At 60.8% G+C, this 18,787-nt stretch carries 19 protein-coding genes; 11 read left to right on the top strand and 8 right to left on the bottom strand.

What is annotated here, in order from left to right; translation table 11 throughout:
- Positions 1 to 60: 60 nt before the first annotated feature.
- Positions 61 to 1,347 carry an MFS transporter gene (locus AC1DQM_RS18460; protein ID WP_064619666.1) on the bottom strand — a complete coding sequence of 429 codons (1,287 nt, stop codon included), beginning with the start codon at positions 1,345 to 1,347 and terminating at the stop codon, positions 61 to 63.
- Positions 1,348 to 1,507: 160 nt separating this feature from the next.
- On the opposite strand from AC1DQM_RS18460, the gene AC1DQM_RS18455 reads away from it, so the two are divergent.
- From AC1DQM_RS18455 to AC1DQM_RS18440, 4 genes are all read left to right on the top strand, one after another.
- Positions 1,508 to 2,437: a LysR family transcriptional regulator gene (locus AC1DQM_RS18455; RefSeq protein WP_018926750.1), complete on the top strand. Its 930-nt coding sequence runs from the start codon at positions 1,508 to 1,510 to the stop codon at positions 2,435 to 2,437.
- Positions 2,438 to 2,546: 109 nt separating this feature from the next.
- Positions 2,547 to 4,469, top strand: coding sequence for an IucA/IucC family protein (locus tag AC1DQM_RS18450; protein ID WP_477746641.1), 1,923 nt, complete (start codon positions 2,547 to 2,549; stop codon positions 4,467 to 4,469).
- Positions 4,459 to 5,670, top strand: coding sequence for an MFS transporter (locus AC1DQM_RS18445; protein ID WP_064619677.1), 1,212 nt, complete (start codon positions 4,459 to 4,461; stop codon positions 5,668 to 5,670). Before AC1DQM_RS18450 ends, AC1DQM_RS18445 begins: the two co-directional genes overlap by 11 nt.
- Positions 5,671 to 5,683: 13 nt before the next feature.
- Positions 5,684 to 7,795 (top strand): TonB-dependent receptor, encoded by a 2,112-nt coding sequence (locus AC1DQM_RS18440; protein ID WP_018926753.1) that lies wholly within the window; start codon positions 5,684 to 5,686, stop codon positions 7,793 to 7,795.
- 63 nt (positions 7,796 to 7,858) lie between these two features.
- On the opposite strand, the gene AC1DQM_RS18435 is transcribed toward AC1DQM_RS18440, so the two are convergent.
- From AC1DQM_RS18435 to AC1DQM_RS18425, 3 genes are read right to left on the bottom strand one after another with little or no spacing between them, the layout of a single operon-like run.
- Positions 7,859 to 8,401, bottom strand: a complete 543-nt coding sequence (locus AC1DQM_RS18435; protein WP_018926754.1) for a DUF2937 family protein — start codon at positions 8,399 to 8,401, stop codon at positions 7,859 to 7,861.
- Positions 8,402 to 8,415: 14 nt separating this feature from the next.
- Complete coding sequence (locus tag AC1DQM_RS18430) at positions 8,416 to 9,192, bottom strand: class II glutamine amidotransferase (RefSeq protein WP_018926755.1); 777 nt, start codon at positions 9,190 to 9,192, stop codon at positions 8,416 to 8,418.
- 32 nt (positions 9,193 to 9,224) lie between these two features.
- The gene (locus AC1DQM_RS18425; protein ID WP_026286473.1) at positions 9,225 to 9,722 is read right to left on the bottom strand and encodes a hypothetical protein; all 498 of its coding nucleotides are present in this window, start codon (positions 9,720 to 9,722) and stop codon (positions 9,225 to 9,227) included.
- A 102-nt stretch (positions 9,723 to 9,824) separates the two neighbouring features.
- Here AC1DQM_RS18425 and AC1DQM_RS18420 point away from each other — a divergent pair, with 102 nt between their 5' ends.
- Both AC1DQM_RS18420 and AC1DQM_RS18415 read left to right on the top strand, forming a co-directional pair.
- Complete coding sequence (locus AC1DQM_RS18420) at positions 9,825 to 11,879, top strand: S9 family peptidase (protein WP_477746640.1); 2,055 nt, start codon at positions 9,825 to 9,827, stop codon at positions 11,877 to 11,879.
- A gap of 86 nt (positions 11,880 to 11,965) precedes the next feature.
- Positions 11,966 to 12,439 carry a cyclic nucleotide-binding domain-containing protein gene (locus AC1DQM_RS18415; protein WP_019648005.1) on the top strand — a complete coding sequence of 158 codons (474 nt, stop codon included), beginning with the start codon at positions 11,966 to 11,968 and terminating at the stop codon, positions 12,437 to 12,439.
- A 3-nt stretch (positions 12,440 to 12,442) separates the two neighbouring features.
- On the opposite strand, the gene AC1DQM_RS18410 is transcribed toward AC1DQM_RS18415, so the two are convergent.
- On the bottom strand, positions 12,443 to 12,727 hold the full coding sequence (locus AC1DQM_RS18410) for a hypothetical protein (protein ID WP_477746639.1): 285 nt from the start codon (positions 12,725 to 12,727) through the stop codon (positions 12,443 to 12,445).
- A 95-nt stretch (positions 12,728 to 12,822) separates the two neighbouring features.
- Here AC1DQM_RS18410 and AC1DQM_RS18405 point away from each other — a divergent pair, with 95 nt between their 5' ends.
- From AC1DQM_RS18405 to AC1DQM_RS18390, 4 genes are all read left to right on the top strand, one after another.
- The gene (locus tag AC1DQM_RS18405) at positions 12,823 to 13,509 is read left to right on the top strand and encodes a spermidine synthase (protein WP_018926760.1); all 687 of its coding nucleotides are present in this window, start codon (positions 12,823 to 12,825) and stop codon (positions 13,507 to 13,509) included.
- 49 nt (positions 13,510 to 13,558) lie between these two features.
- Positions 13,559 to 13,933, top strand: a complete 375-nt coding sequence (locus tag AC1DQM_RS18400) for a YajD family HNH nuclease (protein ID WP_477746638.1) — start codon at positions 13,559 to 13,561, stop codon at positions 13,931 to 13,933.
- A gap of 107 nt (positions 13,934 to 14,040) precedes the next feature.
- On the top strand, positions 14,041 to 14,511 hold the full coding sequence (locus AC1DQM_RS18395; RefSeq protein WP_007942196.1) for an RNA methyltransferase: 471 nt from the start codon (positions 14,041 to 14,043) through the stop codon (positions 14,509 to 14,511).
- A gap of 80 nt (positions 14,512 to 14,591) precedes the next feature.
- Positions 14,592 to 14,969 (top strand): YgaP family membrane protein, encoded by a 378-nt coding sequence (locus AC1DQM_RS18390; RefSeq protein ID WP_018926761.1) that lies wholly within the window; start codon positions 14,592 to 14,594, stop codon positions 14,967 to 14,969.
- 61 nt (positions 14,970 to 15,030) lie between these two features.
- Here AC1DQM_RS18390 and AC1DQM_RS18385 read toward each other — a convergent pair whose 3' ends face one another.
- Both AC1DQM_RS18385 and AC1DQM_RS18380 read right to left on the bottom strand, forming a co-directional pair.
- Entirely contained in the window at positions 15,031 to 16,260 is a 1,230-nt protein-coding gene (locus AC1DQM_RS18385) for a hypothetical protein (RefSeq protein ID WP_477746637.1), read from the bottom strand.
- A 159-nt stretch (positions 16,261 to 16,419) separates the two neighbouring features.
- On the bottom strand, positions 16,420 to 16,869 hold the full coding sequence (locus AC1DQM_RS18380) for a YcgN family cysteine cluster protein (protein ID WP_007942199.1): 450 nt from the start codon (positions 16,867 to 16,869) through the stop codon (positions 16,420 to 16,422).
- 274 nt (positions 16,870 to 17,143) lie between these two features.
- On the opposite strand from AC1DQM_RS18380, the gene AC1DQM_RS18375 reads away from it, so the two are divergent.
- Entirely contained in the window at positions 17,144 to 17,737 is a 594-nt protein-coding gene (locus AC1DQM_RS18375; RefSeq protein ID WP_007942200.1) for a nitroreductase family protein, read from the top strand.
- A 91-nt stretch (positions 17,738 to 17,828) separates the two neighbouring features.
- Here the strand turns inward: AC1DQM_RS18375 and AC1DQM_RS18370 are convergent, their stop codons facing one another.
- Positions 17,829 to 18,761: a D-2-hydroxyacid dehydrogenase gene (locus tag AC1DQM_RS18370; protein ID WP_018926763.1), complete on the bottom strand. Its 933-nt coding sequence runs from the start codon at positions 18,759 to 18,761 to the stop codon at positions 17,829 to 17,831.
- Positions 18,762 to 18,787 lie beyond the last annotated feature (26 nt).

Here is an 18,787-nt window from a genome sequence, read left to right as displayed (position 1 = left end):
CTTTTGTCTTTTTAGCTGAAGGGCATCTGCCCCTCAGATTATCAGTTACCGGACATTCGGTTATTCGGCGTCGAGTTGTTTACCACAGGTTTCCGGCAAGCTGAGCGCCGCCAGGATCACCACCCCGTAGGACACCGCCGCGAAAGCCCCGATTCCCACGCTCAATGGCACCTTCTGACTGAGCAAGCCGATCAGCAGCGGAAACAACGCCGCCAGTGCCCGACCGATGTTGTAGCAAAAACCCTGGCCCGAGCCGCGAATCCGCGTTGGAAACAACTCGGTCAGAAACGAACCCATGCCGCTGAAAATCCCCGAAGCGAAGAAGCCCAAGGGGAAGCCCAGCCAGAGCATCACGCCGTTGCTGACCGGCAATTGGGTGTACAGCAAAACAATGGTGAACGAGCCGACGGCAAACAGAATGAAGTTCTTTTTACGACCAAGGATGTCAGTCAGATACGCGCTGATTACATAACCGACGTAAGACCCGATGATCACCATCGCCAGATAACCGCCCGTGCCGAGTACGCTCAAGCCCCGCTCGTTCTTCAGAAACGTCGGCAGCCAGGAGGTGATCGCGTAGTAACCGCCGAGTGCGCCGGTGGTCAGTATCGACGCGCGAATCGTGGTGAAGAGGATGCCGGGGGCGAAAATCTCGTAGAACTTCGCCGGGTTGCTTGGCTCTTGCCTGGCTTTGGCTTCGCGGTAGATTTCCGGGTCCTTGACCAGGCGACGGACGAAGATCACGAAAATCGCCGGCACGATGCCAAGAATGAACAGCGCACGCCAGGCGTCTTCTGGCGGCAACACCGAGAACAGCAGCGCATACAGAATGGCTGTCAGCCCCCAACCCAATGCCCAACCCGATTGCACCATGCCGACGGCTTTGCCACGGTCCTTGGCGCGAATTACTTCGCCCATCAGCACCGCGCCAGCGGTCCATTCACCACCGAAACCGAAGCCCATCAACGTGCGGCTGATCAACAGTTGCTCGTAGTTCTGGGCGAAGCCGCAGAGGAAAGTGAAGAACGCAAACCACAGCACCGTCAGTTGCAAGGTACGCACCCGACCGATGCGGTCGGAGAGAATCCCCGCCACCCAACCACCGATGGCCGAGGCGATCAGGGTGCTGGTGTGGATCAGCCCGGCCTGGCCGGTGGTGATGCCCCACATGGCAATCAGGGTCGGTACCACGAAGCTGAGCATCTGGGTGTCCATGCCGTCCAGGCCATAGCCGATCTTGCAGCTCCAGAACGTGCGACGCTCCTGTTTGTTGATGTTGCGGTACCAGTCGAAAGGTCCCGGGCGAGCCGTGGTTTTGGGGATGTCGAGGGTGTCGGGCGCACTCATGGCAAAATCTCCGTGCATATTTTATTGGTATTGTTCTGAGCCCCGACGACGCCTATCGTGGGAACCGGATGGCCTGATTTTTGGGCGGTTGGCCCCGCTGCGTCCAACTAATAAAACCCCGCCCTAGACATAAGAAAAACTTTATTCACGAGCTGACCCCATGAACCTGAAGTTTCTCGAGACGTTTGTCTGGGTCGCCCGACTCAAGAGTTTTCGCCTGACGGCGGACAAGCTCTTCACCACCCAGGCGTCGATTTCCAGCCGCATCGCCGTGCTCGAAAGCGAGCTTGGGGTGAAGCTGTTTCTGCGCGACTCCCGCGGCGTGAGCCTGACCCCCGAAGGCCTGAAAGTGCTCGAATATGCCGAGCAGATGATGGAGACGATGCAGTCGCTCAAGCAGTCGATCGAAACGCGTTCGAGCAAGGCCGGGCGGGTGCGGATCGGCGTCATGGACACGGTGATCCACACCTGGCTCAGCCCGTTGGTGGCACAGATGATGGATCACTATCCGCTGGTGGAAATCGAGCTGGTGGCCGATACCGCGCTCAACCTCTGCGATCAGCTGCAAAAAGGCTTTCTCGATCTGATCCTGCAAACCGACCTGCTGCGCCAGGAAAGCGTGCGCAGCCTGGAGCTGGCCAGTCATCCGATGGGCTGGATCGTGGCCAGCAATTCCATCTACAACCGTGAGTATTCAGGTGTCGCCGACCTGGCACGGGAGCGGATCATCACCTATTCGAAAAACTCCCGTCCGCACCAGGACATCTTGAGCCTGATGCAGGCCAACGGGGTCATGGCGCCACGGCTGAACTGCGTGAACTCGGTGTCGGCGATTACCCGATTGCTGCGGGACGGTTTCGGTATAGGCGCACTGTCGCCCGTGCTGGTGGCCGAGGAATTGGCCCGGGGAGAGTTGACCTTGCTGGCCATCGATCAGCGACCAGCGAATTTGCCGGTGGTGGTGTCGTGGCGGGTGGGTGTGGAGTGGGTCGAAGAAATCGTGGCGCTGTGTCAGCAAGTCGTGGAGTGTTATGCGCAGAAAGTGGGCGAGCACTACATCGTCTTGAGCAAACCGCAGGCCAGAGCCTGAAAGGCATTTTCCTAAGTGTAAATATGAACCACTATCATTTGCATTAATTTTTCAAAACGGTATTCTTTGCGCGCTTTCAGAATCAATTGTCCAGAAGGAGTCGGACCTGATGCGCGATTACACGCAACAACAGCAGCAATTGCTCGCTCACTGGAGCGAAGCTCTCGGTACTCAGGCTTTCCAGTCCCACCGCATCACGCTCGATCATTTGAGCAATGCCCTGGAGCCCGCCGCCCAGCGCTGTTTCCAACGCCTGATCCAGGCGCTGTTCCGTGAAGAGCTGATTGATCCCGACACCTGCGAATACGACGACACTAGCCGCTGCTGGCTGCCGCTTGGCGATGGCGCGCACCTTTGCTTCGAGCATTTGTCCAGCAGCAGAATGAACAGCTGGGACGTACGCGGCAGCATCGTCCTGCACACCCCCGACAAACTGCCGCACAAAATCCAGTTGCCCAGCGAACTGCTCGCTCACCTCAGCACTCAGCTCAATCCGCCAGCCTCCCCGCAGGTACTGGAACGTCTGGCCCGGGAGCTGGATGACAGCTTCAGCAACGACACCCTGTGCCTGGCGTTTCACCACGGATGGACCGAGCGCCTGAGAGAGCAGATCGACACCGGATACGATGACAATCTGCTCGCCTGGCTCAAAGCCAGCCCCTGCCACCAGAACCCTACATCGCTGCTCGAACAGTGGGGGACTCTCGGCCATCCGTGGCACCCGAACTACAAGACCAAACTGGGCTTGAGCGCCGCTCAGGTCATCGCTTTCTCGCCAGAATTCGAAGCGAGTTTTCCGATCGTGCTGTGCGCCCTGCACCGCCAGTACGCACATGTTGAAGCGCTGGCTGGCACCACGGACTACTGGGATTGGTGGCAAGGTCACTTCCCACAAGCCGCCGAGCAATTGCAACGCCATTTGCAGCAGCTGGGCCTGGACGCAAAGGACTACCTCCCGCTGCCGTCGCACCCATGGCAAGCCCATGAAGAGCTGCCACATTCATTCGCCAACGAGATCGCCGACAACCTGCTGATCGTCACTGACATCGTGGCGTTTACCGGCCACCCGACCATGTCCTTCCGCACGGTCCTGCCGCAGGCCAGTCGCACGGCACCGATGGTCAAACTGCCGGTGGCTTTGCGCCTGACCAGCGTGCAGCGCACCGTGTCGCCGCGCTCGGCCCGGATGGGTCCGCGCATCAGCCAACTGGTATTGGATATCCTCGATCAGGAACCGCAGATTCAACGCCTGCTGAACATCGTTCCAGAGCGCATCGGTGTGCATTACGCACCACTGCCGGCCGATGACGAACGCTCCCGGCATGCTGGCGTGCTGTATCGCGACAACCCGCTGACCCTGCTGCAAGCAGGCGAGTTGGCGGTGCCGGTCGGCAGCCTGTTCGCCGTCAACGAATTCGAACAACCGTTGCTGCGTGATTGGGTCAGACTGGCTCAAGGCCGGGACGACAGCGAGGCCATGCTGACGTTCTTCGATGATTACCTGTCGATTGCCGTACCAAGTCTGCTGGGCATCTATCTGATGTACGGCGTGGCGTTCGAAGCGCACCAGCAAAACAGTTTCATGGTGATGGGCGCTGACGGGCAGCTGAATCGGCTGCTGTTGCGTGATTTCGGCGACGTTCGTATCGATCGCAAAACCCTGCACGCCAAGGGTCTGGATATCCAGCTGCACGATCCGAAAATGACCCTGTATGACGACGCAGGCTTTGTCCGCGACAAACTCCTGCACACCACCTTCATGTGCCACCTCGGTGAGCTGACGTTGCTTTGTGCCCGCCACTGGAATGTGCCGGAAAATATCCTGTGGGAGCGATTGGCAGCGCGCGTTGCACAGTGCTTCGAGACCTTGCGCGAGCGCGTTGAACCGGCACGCTGGGAAAGCGAACGCCAGGCCTTGCTGGAACAGGATTGGCCCGCCAAATCGTTCATGCGCATGCGCTTGCTCGACAGTCATGCCGACATCGTCGGACGCCTGAGTAACCCGCTGCGACCCAACACCCATGCTCGCTGACGGTCGCGCCTTGCGACTGCTGATCGTCATCCAGTTTGTCTCCATGGGCGCCATGGAGATGAGCGGCCCGTTCTGGCCCTTGCAGATCCAGCATCTGCTCGGGCCCGAAGGCGCCGGCTACACCGCGCTGTTATCGGCGATGGTCTATGCCGGCCCGATGCTGGCGGCCATGCTGCTGACCCCCCTGTGGGGTCGGCTGGGGGATCGCACCGGGCACAAACCGATGATTGTTCGGGCGTTGCTGGCCCTCGCGCTGTGCCAAGGCTTGGCGGCCATCACTCTCGACCCGTGGCTGCTGGTGGGTATTCGCGTGATGCAAGGCGCGTTGGCCGGTTTTCTCGCGGCCGCGCAAGCCTATGCCTTGGCCTGCTGCGACGGTGCCAGACGGGGTCACACCCTGGCCCGCCTGCAATCGGCAACCGCCGTCGGCTCGTTGATCGGCCCGGTGCTGGGTGGCTGGCTGATGGACGTCTCGGGGTTTGCCTTGCTGTGTTATGGCGCGACGGTGATTTGCCTGCTGTGCGCACTGGGGAGTTTTTTCCTGCCGGCCGACAAGGCGCGAACCGCGAAGAAAAAACCTGTTGAGCCGGTGGCCCTGCCCAAAGGCTGGCTCAGTGGAATCCTGTTGGTGATCGTGTTGATTCAGGCGGCGAAGATGATGCCGCAGTCGTTCTACGCCCTATATGTCGCGAACATTCTGCATGCCCCAAGCTGGCTGATCGGCGCCACCTACGCGGCGAGCGCCGCGACCCTGGCCATTTCCGCCCCGCTGTGGGGACGCCTGTTCGACCGCTGGCAGCCGGCCTACACCCTGCGCGTCATCGAAGGCGTGGCCTGGTTATGTGCCCTGACGCTGGCGGCCACGGCATTGGCCAATGAATGGCTGGGCTTTCTCGTCAGCCGACTCGTCTGGGGCATCTGGCAAGGCGCCCTGCTGCCCGTCGCCTATGCCCTGATCGCCAACACCGTTTCCATCACCCAGCAGGGCTTCGCGCTCGGCCTCGGTAACAGTGCGGCAAAGGCTGGTGCTCTGCTCGGTGTCGTCCTTGGCGGTATCGGCATGGGCCTGGTGGGCCTGGCCCACAGTTTCTGGCTGGTGGCACTGACCTACGCCATAGCCGCCATCGGCATCCGCTGGGTGCGGTCGTTCAACGCCACGCCTGACCGCTCGACCTTATCGCCCCACACTTATCACAACTAAAAAAGACCACGTCATGACCCGAACCAAACTCTCCCTGCTGATCCCGCTACTTGGCACCTTCAGCGCCCAGGCCTGGGCCGAGGACACCGAACAGCAGCCCGGCACCTTGAACATGCAAGCCACCGTCGTCTCCGCGACTCGCAGCGAAGCGAGCATCGCTTCGATTCCGGGCTCGGTCCAGGTGATCGACGAGCAGCAAGTCCGTGAGCAGAGCGGCGCGGGTCGCCGGGTCTCCGACATCCTCGGGCAATTGGTCCCGGGTATTGCGCCATCCAGCGGCGGGATGAGCAACTTCGGCCAGACCCTGCGCGGGCGCAACATGCTGGTGTTGATCGACGGCGTGTCGCAGAACGCCACCCGTGACAACTTCCGCCAGCTCAACAGCATCGCCCCGGCCAGCATCGAACGCATCGAAGTGATCTCCGGCGCCAGCAGCATTTACGGGGCCGGTGCTTCAGGCGGCATCATCAACATCATCACCAAGCGCAATCAGGGCCAGGACATTGCCTACAGCAGCAAACTGGGCCTGACCAGCGGTAACAACCTCAATAGAAAAGGCTTCGCCTACGAAGCTTTCCAGAGTGCCACCGGGCGCAAGGATGCGTTGGACTGGTATGTGTCCGCCGACCTGACCCAGCGCAACGACCAGTTCGACGGCAACGGCAACCGCATCCCCCAGGACACCTCCCAGGGCAGCAACATGGATACCGAAACCTATGACCTGCAAGGTCGTTTCGGTTACGAACTGGATGCCGACAAGAAAATCAGCCTGTCGCTGCAGGACTACAAGGACCAGCAGGACACCGGCTACACCAAAGACCCGAAAAACTCGCAGCAAGCGGTGGCCGTCAAAGGGCTGAAACTCGACGACCAACCCTATACCCATAACCAGGCGGTCAATCTCAACTACACCGACAAGGACTTCTACGGTCAGGGCCTGCAACTGGAAAGCTACTGGCGCCGCGCCGATGCACTGTTCTTTCCGGACCTGTCGCGAGGCAGAGCCGGGATCTCCAACAACAACAGTGTGCAGGACGTCTACGGCCTGCGCGCGGCCATCGACACGCCGCTGCCGGCGATCGGAAGCGCCACGGGCAATCTGGTCTGGGGCGCCGACTATGACAATGAGCGCTCCCGTCAACGAGGTGATCAATACACGCTCAATGGCCTGAACTACACCAAGACCGGCACCACCTACGAGCTGGGCCCGGACATCGAAACCACCACCAAATCGCTGTTCGGGCAGATGTCCTGGGACATCGGAGACTGGACCTTGCGTGGCGGAGTGCGCCGTGAATGGATCGAAAGCGACGTCTCCGACAGCATCGCCTACGGTCAGATCGTCCAGACCGGCATACGCGCAACGCTGCCCGGTGACACCCTCAAATACGACGCCACGCTGTACAACCTGGGGGCGGTCTACCACCTGAGTGAAAACCAGGACGTCTTCGCCAATTACAGCCAGGGGTTTTCGCTGCCGGATATCCAGCGCTTCATGCGTGACGTCAGCAGCACCTTCGACATCCAGAGTCTTAACGCCCAGGCCATCAAGGTCGACAGTTACGAGTTGGGCTGGCGTGGCAATTGGGACCAGTGGCAAGCCGACGTCACCGTGTACGAAAACACCTCGGACGTGACCCAGTTCTACGATGCCAATGATCGAGTATTGCGCCTGATCAACCAGAAAGAGCGAGTTCGCGGCATCGAAAACAGCCTGACCTACCGCGCGACCGATCACTGGTCGGTGGGTGGCACTTATGCCTGGGCCAAAGGCGAGACCGAGCAGAACGGCAAATGGATCGATCTGCCGGCCACACGCATCTCACCCGCCAAGACCACACTGTTCGTCGGCTACACCGAAGACGACTACAGCCTGCGCCTGCAAGGCATGCGTTTGGCCAATTACGATGCCGCCGCCAAGGACGACAATGGACGCGACATCGAAGGTTATACGCTGGTGGACCTGCTCGGCTCCGTGCAACTGCCGGTCGGTCGTCTTGAAGGCGGCGTGTACAACCTGACCAATCGCACGTACCAGAACCTGTTCACCCAAGCCAACGCCAGAGCGCCGTACGCCAATGCCGAAGGCCGCACGCTGAGCATGAGCTACTCGGTCGATTGGTAAAAACAGGAGCCGGCTTGCCAGCGATGCGATCTCGCGGCAATCGCCAGCAAGTCGGCTCCAGTGTTACAACCCGCGCAAATCCCGCTCTTCGATCGGCCGGCTCTGGCGCAGGCGCTTGCCGCCCAGCACCACCCAGTCGATCAGTCGGAACAGGCATTCAATGCCGAACGACAGCAGCAACGCGCCGCTCATGCCCCAGATCATCGCTTCCGGCGTCAGCAGGATCTGGTAGCTGTAGCCGTTCCAGGTTTCCTTGCGAATATCCGGGTCGGCCGCCAGCACCACTTGCAGGAAGCGGATGTACCACGGGCCCTGCATGGCCTGGAATTGCTTGTCGAGGGCCAGTTGACGGGTGAGCAAGGCGCTCAGGCTGTCGGCATCGCTGCGAAAGATCGGGTCTTCGCTGGCACGGTAATGGGCCACCAACGCCTGCATGTCGCCCTTGAAAAACTGATTGGCAGTGCCCTGAAAACCGCTCAAACCGCTCTGCGCCTCGATCAGATGCGCCTCGACCCGCTTGGCATAGTCACTGATGAACCCAGGCACCTGGACGCCGATCAACAGGCCTGCCGCAAACAACACCAGCCGTAGATAACTGAGCAACATGGGGGGAGAGATCCTTATTCGGTATTGCCCTGGCTGACGCATTCACCGCGTCGCCAGAGGCTCCATTGGCCCGGTTCGTAGCGGGTCCAGGTTTCGTTTTCGGTCAAGGGTTCGGTCGCGATCACCGTGACCACGTCGTTGGGCGTGGTTTCGGCCTGGAAGTCGACGATCACATCGACGTCCTTCAAGCGTGCCGGGCCGAACGGGGCACGGCGAGTGATTTGCGCCAGTTTGGTCGAGCAGTAGCAGAACAGCCAGTCGCCGTCGCTGAGCAAGCAGTTGAACACGCCTTTGCTGCGGTACTCGGCGCAAGCGGCCACCAGGTCCGGCAGCAGTTCTTCGATCTCTACCGGCTCAGGGAACGCAGCACGCACCCGGTTGAGCAAATCGCAGAATGCCGCTTCGCTGTCGGTATCGCCGACGGGGCGGTAGAAACTGGCGGTCGGGTTGAAGTCGGCCAACTGGCCATTGTGGGCGAAACACCAGTTGCGCCCCCACAACTCGCGCACAAACGGATGGGTGTTGGACAGGCAGACCTTGCCGACATTGGCCTGGCGGATGTGGCCGATCACCACTTCGCTCTTGATCGGATAGCGCTGCACCAGGTTCGCCACTTCCGACTCGCTGCTCGCCGCCGGGTCCTGGAACAGGCGTAAGCCACGGCCTTCATAGAAAGCGATGCCCCAACCGTCACGGTGCGGTCCGGTGCGGCCGCCGCGCTGCATCAGCCCGGTGAAGCTGAACACGATATCGGTCGGGACATTGGCGCTCATGCCCAATAACTCACACATGCTCGGACTCTCGATGAAAGGCAGGGGCACAGTTACAGACGCGGCTCGACCCGCAGTCGCTGCGGGTTGCTCGGCACCGGTGGCCGACCGTAACGATCATCGCCGGCACCGCCGAACGGTTGATCGCCTTCGGGTTCGTCGGTGCGCGCTGCAGCCTTGGCCGCCTCTGCCCGCTCCTTGCGAGCCTTGGACGCGCGCTCGATGGGGAAACGGATCGCCACGAGAACCAGGTAAAGGCCGAAGGCAATCATGCTGTACATGAACAGGTCGGAAATCGCCCGCCAGGCGTTGTTGCCGACCTTGAACAGCAGATCCAGCACAGTAATGGCAATGGCCGGGGCGACCTTTTCCTTCACCGGGTCAATGATGGTCGGGCTGAACAGCAACACTGCCATCAGCAGCCGCAGCGGCTCACGCAGCCAACGCCACATCCAGCGGGTGATGCGCATCCACACCAACAGGCAGCCTAAAGCGGCAAAGGCGTAGAGGCCCCAAGCGATCAGATAGTCGTTCTCGGTCATGGTGTCCATGGCAAGGCAGGCAAAGAGGCGCTTATAGTAACGACTTTTCGCACTTCAGGCTGCCCCGCCGTCTGCGATCCCCCAATTTCGTACAACGTTCGAGAGTCCTTCATGCCCCTATCCGCCAACGTTTCCGACGCGCCCATTGCCCACAAGGCCGACGGCGATGACCCGTATGCCTGGCTGCAGGAGCGCGACACCGACGCAGTGCTCGATTACTTGAAAGCTGAAAACCGCTATCAGGAGGCGCAAACCGCCGATCAGGCCGGGCTGCGCGAAATCCTGTTCGAAGAGATCAAGGGGCGGATTCTCGAAACCGATCTGTCGCTGCCCTCGCCCTGGGGCCCGTACCTGTATTACACCCGCACCACGGCCGGCGACGAATACGCCCGTCATTACCGCTGCCCACGTCCGACCGATGGCAGCCTGCACATCGACGAAAGCCAGGAACTCCTGCTGCTCGATCCGAACGTGCTGGCCAAGGGCGGTTTCTTTTCCCTGGGCGCGTTCAGCGTCAGCCCGGACCACCAGCGCCTGGCCTACAGCATCGATTCCAGTGGCGAGGAGGTTTACACGCTGTTCGTGAAGGAGTTGTCCAGCGGCCGCGTCAGCGAACTGGAATTCCAGGACTGCGACGGCAGCATGACCTGGGCCAATGACAGCCTGACGCTGTTCTTCGGTGAACTCGACGACACCCATCGCCCACACAAGCTGTTCCGCTATCGGCTGGACGGCACCGCCGCCGAAGAAGTGTTCCATGAACCGGACGGCCGATTCTTCCTGCATTGCTACCGCTCAAGTTCCGAACGGCAATTGCTGCTGTCGCTGGGCAGCAAGACCACCAGCGAAGTCTGGGTGCTCGACGCCTCACTGCCCCATCAGGCCTTTACCTGCCTGGCACCACGGGTCGAAGACCATGAGTACGATGTCGACCACGGCAAACTCGATGGCGAGTGGACATGGCTGATCCGCACCAACCGCGACGGCATCAACTTTGCCCTGTACCAGGCCGCCGACACCGGCGTCGCGCCGACCGAAGCCGACTGGCAGAACCTGATCCCCCACAGCGACGCGGTGATGATCGATGGCATGAGCCTGAACGCCGAGGCCATGACCTTAAGCCTGCGTGAAGGCGGCCTGCCGATCATTGAAGTCCGCCCACAAGGCCTGGCGCCGTATCGCGTGCAATTACCGGATGCGGCCTACAGCCTGCATGTGCAGAACAGCCTGGAATTTGTCAGCGACAGAATCCGTCTGCGCTACGAGGCCTTGAACCGTCCGGCGCAAATCCGTCAACTGATCCTGGCCACCGGCGAGCAGAAAGTCCTCAAGGAAACCCCGGTGCTCGGCCCGTTCGACGCCGACGCGTACGTCAGCCAGCGGCTTTGGGCCACGGCGACGGACGGTACACAAGTGCCGATCAGCCTGGTGGTCAAACGCGAATTCCTCGGTAAACCGACGCCACTTTATCTGTACGGATATGGCGCTTACGGCGAAAGCCTCGACCCGTGGTTCTCCCACGCCCGCCTGAGCCTGCTGGATCGCGGCATGGCGTTTGCCATCGCGCATGTTCGCGGCGGCGGTGAATTGGGTGAAGCCTGGTATCGCGCCGGCAAGCAGGAACACAAGCACAACACTTTCAGCGACTTCATCGCCTGCGCCGAACACCTGATCGCCAACGGTTTCACCACCTCATCGCAGCTGGCAATCAGTGGCGGCAGCGCCGGTGGCCTGCTGATCGGCGCGGTGCTCAATCAGCGGCCGGAGCTGTTCGGTGCGGCAATAGCCGAAGTGCCGTTCGTCGACGTGCTCAACACCATGCTCGACCCAGAGTTGCCGCTGACCGTCACCGAATACGACGAATGGGGCAACCCGCAAGAGCCAGACGTCTATGATCGGATCAAGGCCTACGCCCCGTATGAAAACGTCACCGCGCAAGCCTATCCGGCAACGCTGGTGATCGCCGGCTACAACGACAGTCGCGTGCAGTACTGGGAAGCGGCCAAGTGGGTGGCGAAATTGCGCGCGACCAAAACCGACACCAATCCCCTGCTGCTCAAGACTGAATTGGGCGCCGGGCATGGCGGGATGAGCGGTCGCTACCAGGGATTACGTGACGTAGCCCTCGAATACGCATTTGTTTTGAAGGTTTTGGGCATTGCCTGAGGAACTTGGCCCGGCGTCCCGGTCTTAACACCAGACGCCGGGCGCGCCTGGAACAGCAACAGACACAAGAAAAAGACCGTGACGACATGTCAGAACCGACCTTACTGAACAAAGAAATTCGCGACTGGCTGATGGACTGCGGCCTGTTCGATCAACTGCTGCCGGCCGACTTCGTGGCGGCTTCGGGTTACTTCAGCATCAGCACCATCGCCGAAGGTGAAGAGATCTTCCATGAGGGCGATGCCGGCAGTTTCATGTGCATCATCCACACCGGCCAGGTTGCGGTGCAGAAGACCAACAGCGAAGGGCAACGGGTGACCATGGCCACCTTGCGCAGCGGTCGGGCGTTCGGCGAAATGGCCGTGCTCGACGGCGAACGGCGCTCAGCCAGTTGTGTGGCCGCGAGCAACTGCCAGTTGCTCAACCTGGGCAAGGACTCCCTGGAAAAGATGCTCAACGAGGCGCCGAAAATCGCCGCCAAGATCATCCGCGCCCTCGCCGTCTCCCTCTCCAAACGCTTGCGCATGGCCGACGGGCAACTGCTCTCGCAGCAGATCTAGACACTATCCGCCCGGCGTTTTGATTTTCGTCGTGCTCGGCTCAAGGCCCGGCAAGGTCTGGTCCTTGGGCGGGTTGGGCATTTCGATCGGCGGCAACAATGTTGGCCCACCGTTGCCGGTCTTGGGCACAGTGGTCGGGGTAATCTGCGGGTACGGCGTCGGCGTAGCAGTGCCGGGCGAACCGGGTATCGGCGTAGGGCCGGTGGGGATGGTTTGCTGCTCCTGGGCCTGCACTGCAGTTATCGAGAGCGCGGCCAAGGCAATGGCCGTTAGAATGATGCGCTTCATCAATGGCTCCGTTGGCCTTGTGGTCTATTGCAGGCTACTCCCAACTGCGCTCGTTTGCCTTCTTCCGCCTGTCATTTTCTCCTCAAGAGAGCCCCATGAAACGTTTCGTTCTGCTCGACACCACCCCCATTCCTGAAAACGGCGGTGCCCTGTGCCTGTTCGAATACGGCGAGGACTTCGTCATCAAGATTCAGGGCGGCGATGGCGGGCAGTTGATGAACACCCGCATGCACGGCTCCGAAGATGCCCTGGCGCAAATCCCCTGCCGCAAGGTCGCCGGCCGGCCGAATTCGCGGGTATTGATCGGCGGCCTGGGCATGGGCTTCACCCTCGCCTCGGCGCTCAAGCATTTGGGCAAGACCGCTGAAGTGGTGGTCGCCGAACTGGTGCCCGGCGTGGTGGAGTGGAACCGTGGGCCGTTGGGGGAAAAAGCCGGCAACCCATTGCTCGACCCGCGTACGGTGATCCGCATGGAAGACGTGGCCAAGGTGCTGCAAGCCGAGCCGCAGGGTTTCGACGCAATCATGCTCGACGTCGACAACGGTCCCGAAGGCCTGACCCAGAAAGCCAATAGCTGGCTGTACTCCGCCGGTGGCCTGAGCGCCTGCGCCAAGGCCCTGCGACCCAAGGGCGTGCTGGCGGTATGGTCGGCCAGCGCTGACCGGCAGTTTTCCGACAAGCTGAAAAAGGCCGGCTTCAAGGCCGAAGAAGTGCAGGTCTTCGCCCACGGCAACAAAGGCACCCGCCACACCATCTGGATTGCCGAGAAGCTCAAGGGCTAGGCTAAACTTCAACACATAACCGTCATTAGTCTTTTACAAAGGTGAACCCATGAGTTCGTCAACGCCTCCAACCAACACCTCAAAGTTGGACCGCATCCTCGCCGACAACCAGCGCGACAAGGAAATGGGTTACCGCGACAAGGCCCTGAAGATGTACCCGCACGTGTGCGGCCGCTGCGCCCGTGAGTTCTCCGGCAAACGCCTGAGCGAACTGACCGTGCACCACCGCGACCACAACCACGACAACAACCCGCAGGACGGCTCGAACTGGGAGCTGTTGTGCTGTTATTGCCATGACAACGAGCATTCGCGTTACACCGATCAGCAGTATTTCGACGAAGGCTCGCTGAGTACGCCAAAGATTGCCAAGGCGACGCATAACCCGTTTGCGGCGTTGGCCGGACTGATGAAGAAAGAAGACTGAAGGTCTGCTGATCGTTCCCACGCTCCGTGGGTACGATCATCTCCAAACTGAACACCCCTCCCCCAATCCCCGTATAATCGCGCTTTTTTCCCGAAGGCACCCCGCTCGTGGCAGACAAACGGTACAGCTGCATTGGTTTGTATAACCCCAAATCACCGGAGAACGTCGGTTCGGTGATGCGCGCCGCCGGTTGCTATGGCGTGGCGTCGGTGTTTTACACCGGCAAGCGCTATGAGCGCGCCGCCGACTTCGTCACCGACACCAAGAAAGTCCACTACGACATTCCGCTGATCGGCATCGATGACCTGAAGAAAATCCTGCCGCTGGGCTGTGTACCGGTCGCGGTAGAACTGGTCGACGGCGCCCGCTCGCTGCCGGAATACACGCACCCGGATCGCGCCCTCTACATCTTCGGCCCCGAAGACGGTTCACTGGATAAAGAGATCCGCGACTGGTGCGAAGACGTGGTCTATATCCCGACCACCGGCTGCATGAACCTGGCGGCCACGGTCAACGTGGTGCTGTACGACCGCATGGCCAAGGGCAACAACACCCGCTCAGGCCCGAAATTCCGCTGAATCACCGCACATCCGATGGAACGAGCCGACCGCCTCGGCAGTCAGCTTAATTATCCATTCTTGAAGCCTGGAGACAGATCATGAGCGACCTCAAACGCGTAGAGCGCATCGAATCCACCCCGTTCCAGACTCAGCCCGCGCAGAACGTCCAGGGTTGGGAGCGCATCGGTTCCCTGGCCGGCGGCGTGGTGATGGTCGGCAAAGGCCTGCGGCGCGGTGGTGTGTTCGGGTTGATTCAAGTGGCCATTGGCGGCGTAGCGATGGCGCGGGGTATTACCGGGCACAGTTCGGCGAAAAGCTTTCTGGAAAAGAGCCGTCAGGACATGGTTAACGCTCGGGCCAGGATTGAGCGTGCCGGGGAAGAGTTGAGTCGGTTGAAGGCCAATGCCGAGGCGGCGACCAAAACCGCCACCGTGACCGGGAATGATTCTTTGAAGTCGCCGAAAGCCGGGGTTTGATCCGGCATTTGCGGTGAGGCTCAGGGCCTCTTCGCGACCCGACTTGTCCGCGAAGGCGGTATTACTGAAGCAATCCGGTATCAAGCACCTTGGAAGACTCGCCAATAACGCTCTCACTGAGCTGAACGAATTCCTTGGTATCGACACTCTCCAAACGCATCGCCCCACGCAATACATCATCCAGCGAACGCTTGTTGCGAGTCTTCAGGCGAATCTCGCGATCCAGTTCCTGCAGCAACACCACCGCTTTGGCCACCTGCGCCGGGTTGATCTGCTCCCCGCGCAAGGTGGTGACCTTCTGGCTGTCCTTGGCCAACTTGCCCTGCAGGCTCTCATACCGCTCATCACTCATGCCGCCCGCACGGCGCACCAGTTCGATGGCGTAATACTCGGCAAACCCTTCGCTGATCCAGCCGCTGCGCTGGCTGTCGTTGATCCGCCCGAACACCTGAGCCAATTCACGCATCAAGGCACTGGTGCCGCTTTCGCTGACCAGCGGCAGGCGGCTATTGAGATAGATCGATTCCCGCGCGGCCAGGCTGCCACGCCACATCGGGTCATTGGCGCCGACGATCAGCAATTTGCTGGGGTGACGCGGAAAAACTTCCTGCACTTGCGGCCACACGAACGTCAGCAGCGTCAGCACATCCATGCGGCGCATCCCCTGGCCTTGGGGCGAGGCCACGGTGACTTCGGTTTCCCCCAACCGCGTGCGACGGCTGCCGAGGTTACCGGCGAGCATCCAGCCAGTGGGACGGTCGAACAGGCGCGAGACGTTATCGATGCGGAACTTGTTTTTGCCGATCCGCGGCCAGGCGGTTTCGACGCTTTTCCAACCGGTGGGCAATTCGAATTCCAGGCGTGACACCAACTCGATACCGTCCTGCTGATCGAGTTTCGCCGCGGGCACCAGGTCATCGCCACGCATCAGCGCCCACGTTGGCGTCATGCGTGTATCGAAGCTGCCGCTCTTGCGCCCGTGGCTGATGCGCACGCGGTAGGTCAGGCTGGCCTTGTCGGCGGCCGGGCGCCAGACACCACGGGCCTGCGTGCCCGGTGTGAGCTGCCATTGGCCGTCGGCCTTGAAATCACTGTAGTGACTGCCGTCGCCCAAGTCGAAATCCAGACTGCGCACTGCCGAGCCTTGGGCCAGGGTCAGGCGCACTTCGGCCTGATCGCTTTGCGGCAACAGGCGCACGTGATAATCCAGATCGACTTTCTTCGCCGCCCACACGGGCGAACTCAGGGCCAGCAGCCCGACAGCCAACGCCCGGAGCACTCCCACCGCCATACACACTCCTATTGTGGCGAGCGAGCTTGCTCGCGCCGGGCTGCGTAGCGGCCCAAAATTCTTGTGATCACCGCCGATTTTGTGAGTGCTGCGCACTGGAGCGCCAGCCCGGTCAAGCGGGGGCAAGCTCCCTCGCCACAGACTAAATGGCATCGGGAATTAACCCGCGCGAAAAATCAGATGATCTTCCCAATCGTCTTCGGCCACGCTGCCTTCGGCGAGCATGCGCCCGGACTGGGAAATACGTTCGTGATGCACCGCATCACGATCACCGCATACCAGGTGATGCCAGAGCGGCAGGTCCTTGCCTTCGCTGACCAGTCGATAACCGCAGGTCGGCGGCAACCATTTGAACTCATCGGCCTTGCCCGGCGTGAGCTGGATGCAATCGGGGACAAAGTCGCGACGGTTGGGGTAATCGGTGCACTGACAGGTTTTGAGGTCCAGCAGTTTGCAGGCGATACGCGTGTAGTAGACGGCGTTGTCGTCTTCATCCTCGAGCTTTTGCAGGCAGCACAGGCCACAGCCGTCGCACAGCGATTCCCATTCCTCTTGATCCAGTTGATCGAGGGTTTTGCGTATCCAGAACGGTTCGACTTTGGCGGCCATGGCTCAAGCATCAACATCAGGTGGTGAAAAGGCCGCCAGTCTAGTGCCAAGGCATCGGCGGGCCAAGCATTGGCGACTGCCGGTACGACGGCACTTGTCAGTTTTTGCGCCACCCAGTAGCTTTGCCAGTCGCAAGGAGCCCTCCCCAAGTGCCATTAACGCTCAACCGCGTTGCATTCAGGTGAACTGCTGGCTCAAAAAAACTGGCGCTCAGCTCAACTGTACCCGCCGGTTTTTCGACGCCCCCCACTTTCAAACGTAAAGGAATCTCTTGATGAGTGCTAATCCACGCGTTGCCGATTACGCCATTCACCCTCAGTTCACCGATCGCTGGTCGCCCCGCGCCTTCACCGGTGAAACCATTCCCGAAGAGACCCTGCTGAGCTTCTTCGAAGCCGCCCGCTGGGCACCATCGGCGTACAACTCGCAGCCTTGGCGGTTTCTCTATGCGCGTCGCGACACGCCGAACTGGGAGCGTTACCTGGGCCTGCTGAACGAGTTCAACCGCAGCTGGGCGCAGCACGCCTCGGCACTGGTGATCGTGATCTCGAAAACCACCTTCGTGGCACCTGGCGCCAGCGAAGAAACCCCGGCGCTGTGGCACACCTTCGACACAGGTTCCGCCTGGGGCCACCTGGCGTTGCAAGCGAGCATCAGCGGCTGGCACACCCACGGCATGGCCGGTTTCGATCAGGAGCTGACCCGCAAGGAGCTGAACATTCCTGAAGGCTACGCGCTGCACGCCGCCGTGGCGATCGGCAAGCTGGGCGACAAGGCGACACTGGCCGAGTACCTGCAAGCACGTGAAGAGCCAAGCCCGCGTCGTCCGCTGAGCGAGTTGGCGGCTGAAGGTAATTTCACCCTGTAAAAACAAAAGATCGCAGCCTGCGGCAGCTCCCTACAGGTGTTCACAAAGCCCTGTAGGAGCTGCCGCAGGCTGCGACCTTTTCAGCTGCGCCTCAATACCCGCGCGCGAAATCCACTTCCCCACGCAACGCTTCACCCGCCTGATACGCCCGCAGGTTCTCGACAAACAGCTTCACCATCGCCGGTGGCGAGGTCGGTGCCGAGCTGTGGCCGGTCAGCAGCAGGCCCCACGCGGTCCAGAACGGATGACGTTGCGGCAGTGGTTCCTGACGGCAGACGTCGATCACAGCCCCGGCCAGATGCCCTTCCTTCAAGGCTTCCACCAGATCCGCATCGACCACCGCAACGCCGCGTCCGACGTTGATGAACAACCCCGTCGCCTTGAACTGCTTGAACAGGGCAGCGTCATACAGGTCGTGCGTATTGGGGGTATTCGGCAGCAGATTGATCACGTAATCCACCTCACCGACCAGGCGCGGCAAATCGCTCAGCGCGCCGACTTCGACAAAGGGCGCCTGCTCCCGGGCAGTGCTGGCGATGCCGTATAACTCGACGCCAAACGGCAGCAGAAACTGCGCCACTGTCTGACCGATATCACCGGTGCCGACAATCAGCACCTTTCGTCCAGCCAGGCTTTGCCCCTGGCGATTGTCCCATTTGCGCTCGACCTGGCTGACCAGCCGCGCCAACACTTCGCGCTCGTGGCCGAGCATGTAAGTCAGCACGTATTCAGCCATGACCTGACCAAAAATCCCTACCGCGCGAGTCAGCCGATAGTGCCGTGGCAAGCCATCGGCCAGCAGCGGCGTGATACCGGCCCAGGTCGACTGCAACCATGCAGGCGTGTGGCCCTGACGCAACAGCGTCGCCAGCAGGTCCGGCTGACCGAGCCAAACCTGACAGTCGGCGGCCTGACGGGCCAGTTCGGCGGAGTCGCCGCTGGTCAATACTTCCAGATCAGGCGCTGCCTGACGCAACAGTTGGGCATACACAGGGTGGTCGTGTTCAGCAATCAGAACGCGCATGTTTCAAACCTTTCAAAAGCAGTGCA

The organism is Pseudomonas sp. 01L34, assembly GCF_056400265.1.
This window is presented reverse-complemented; position numbering and strand designations above follow the sequence as displayed.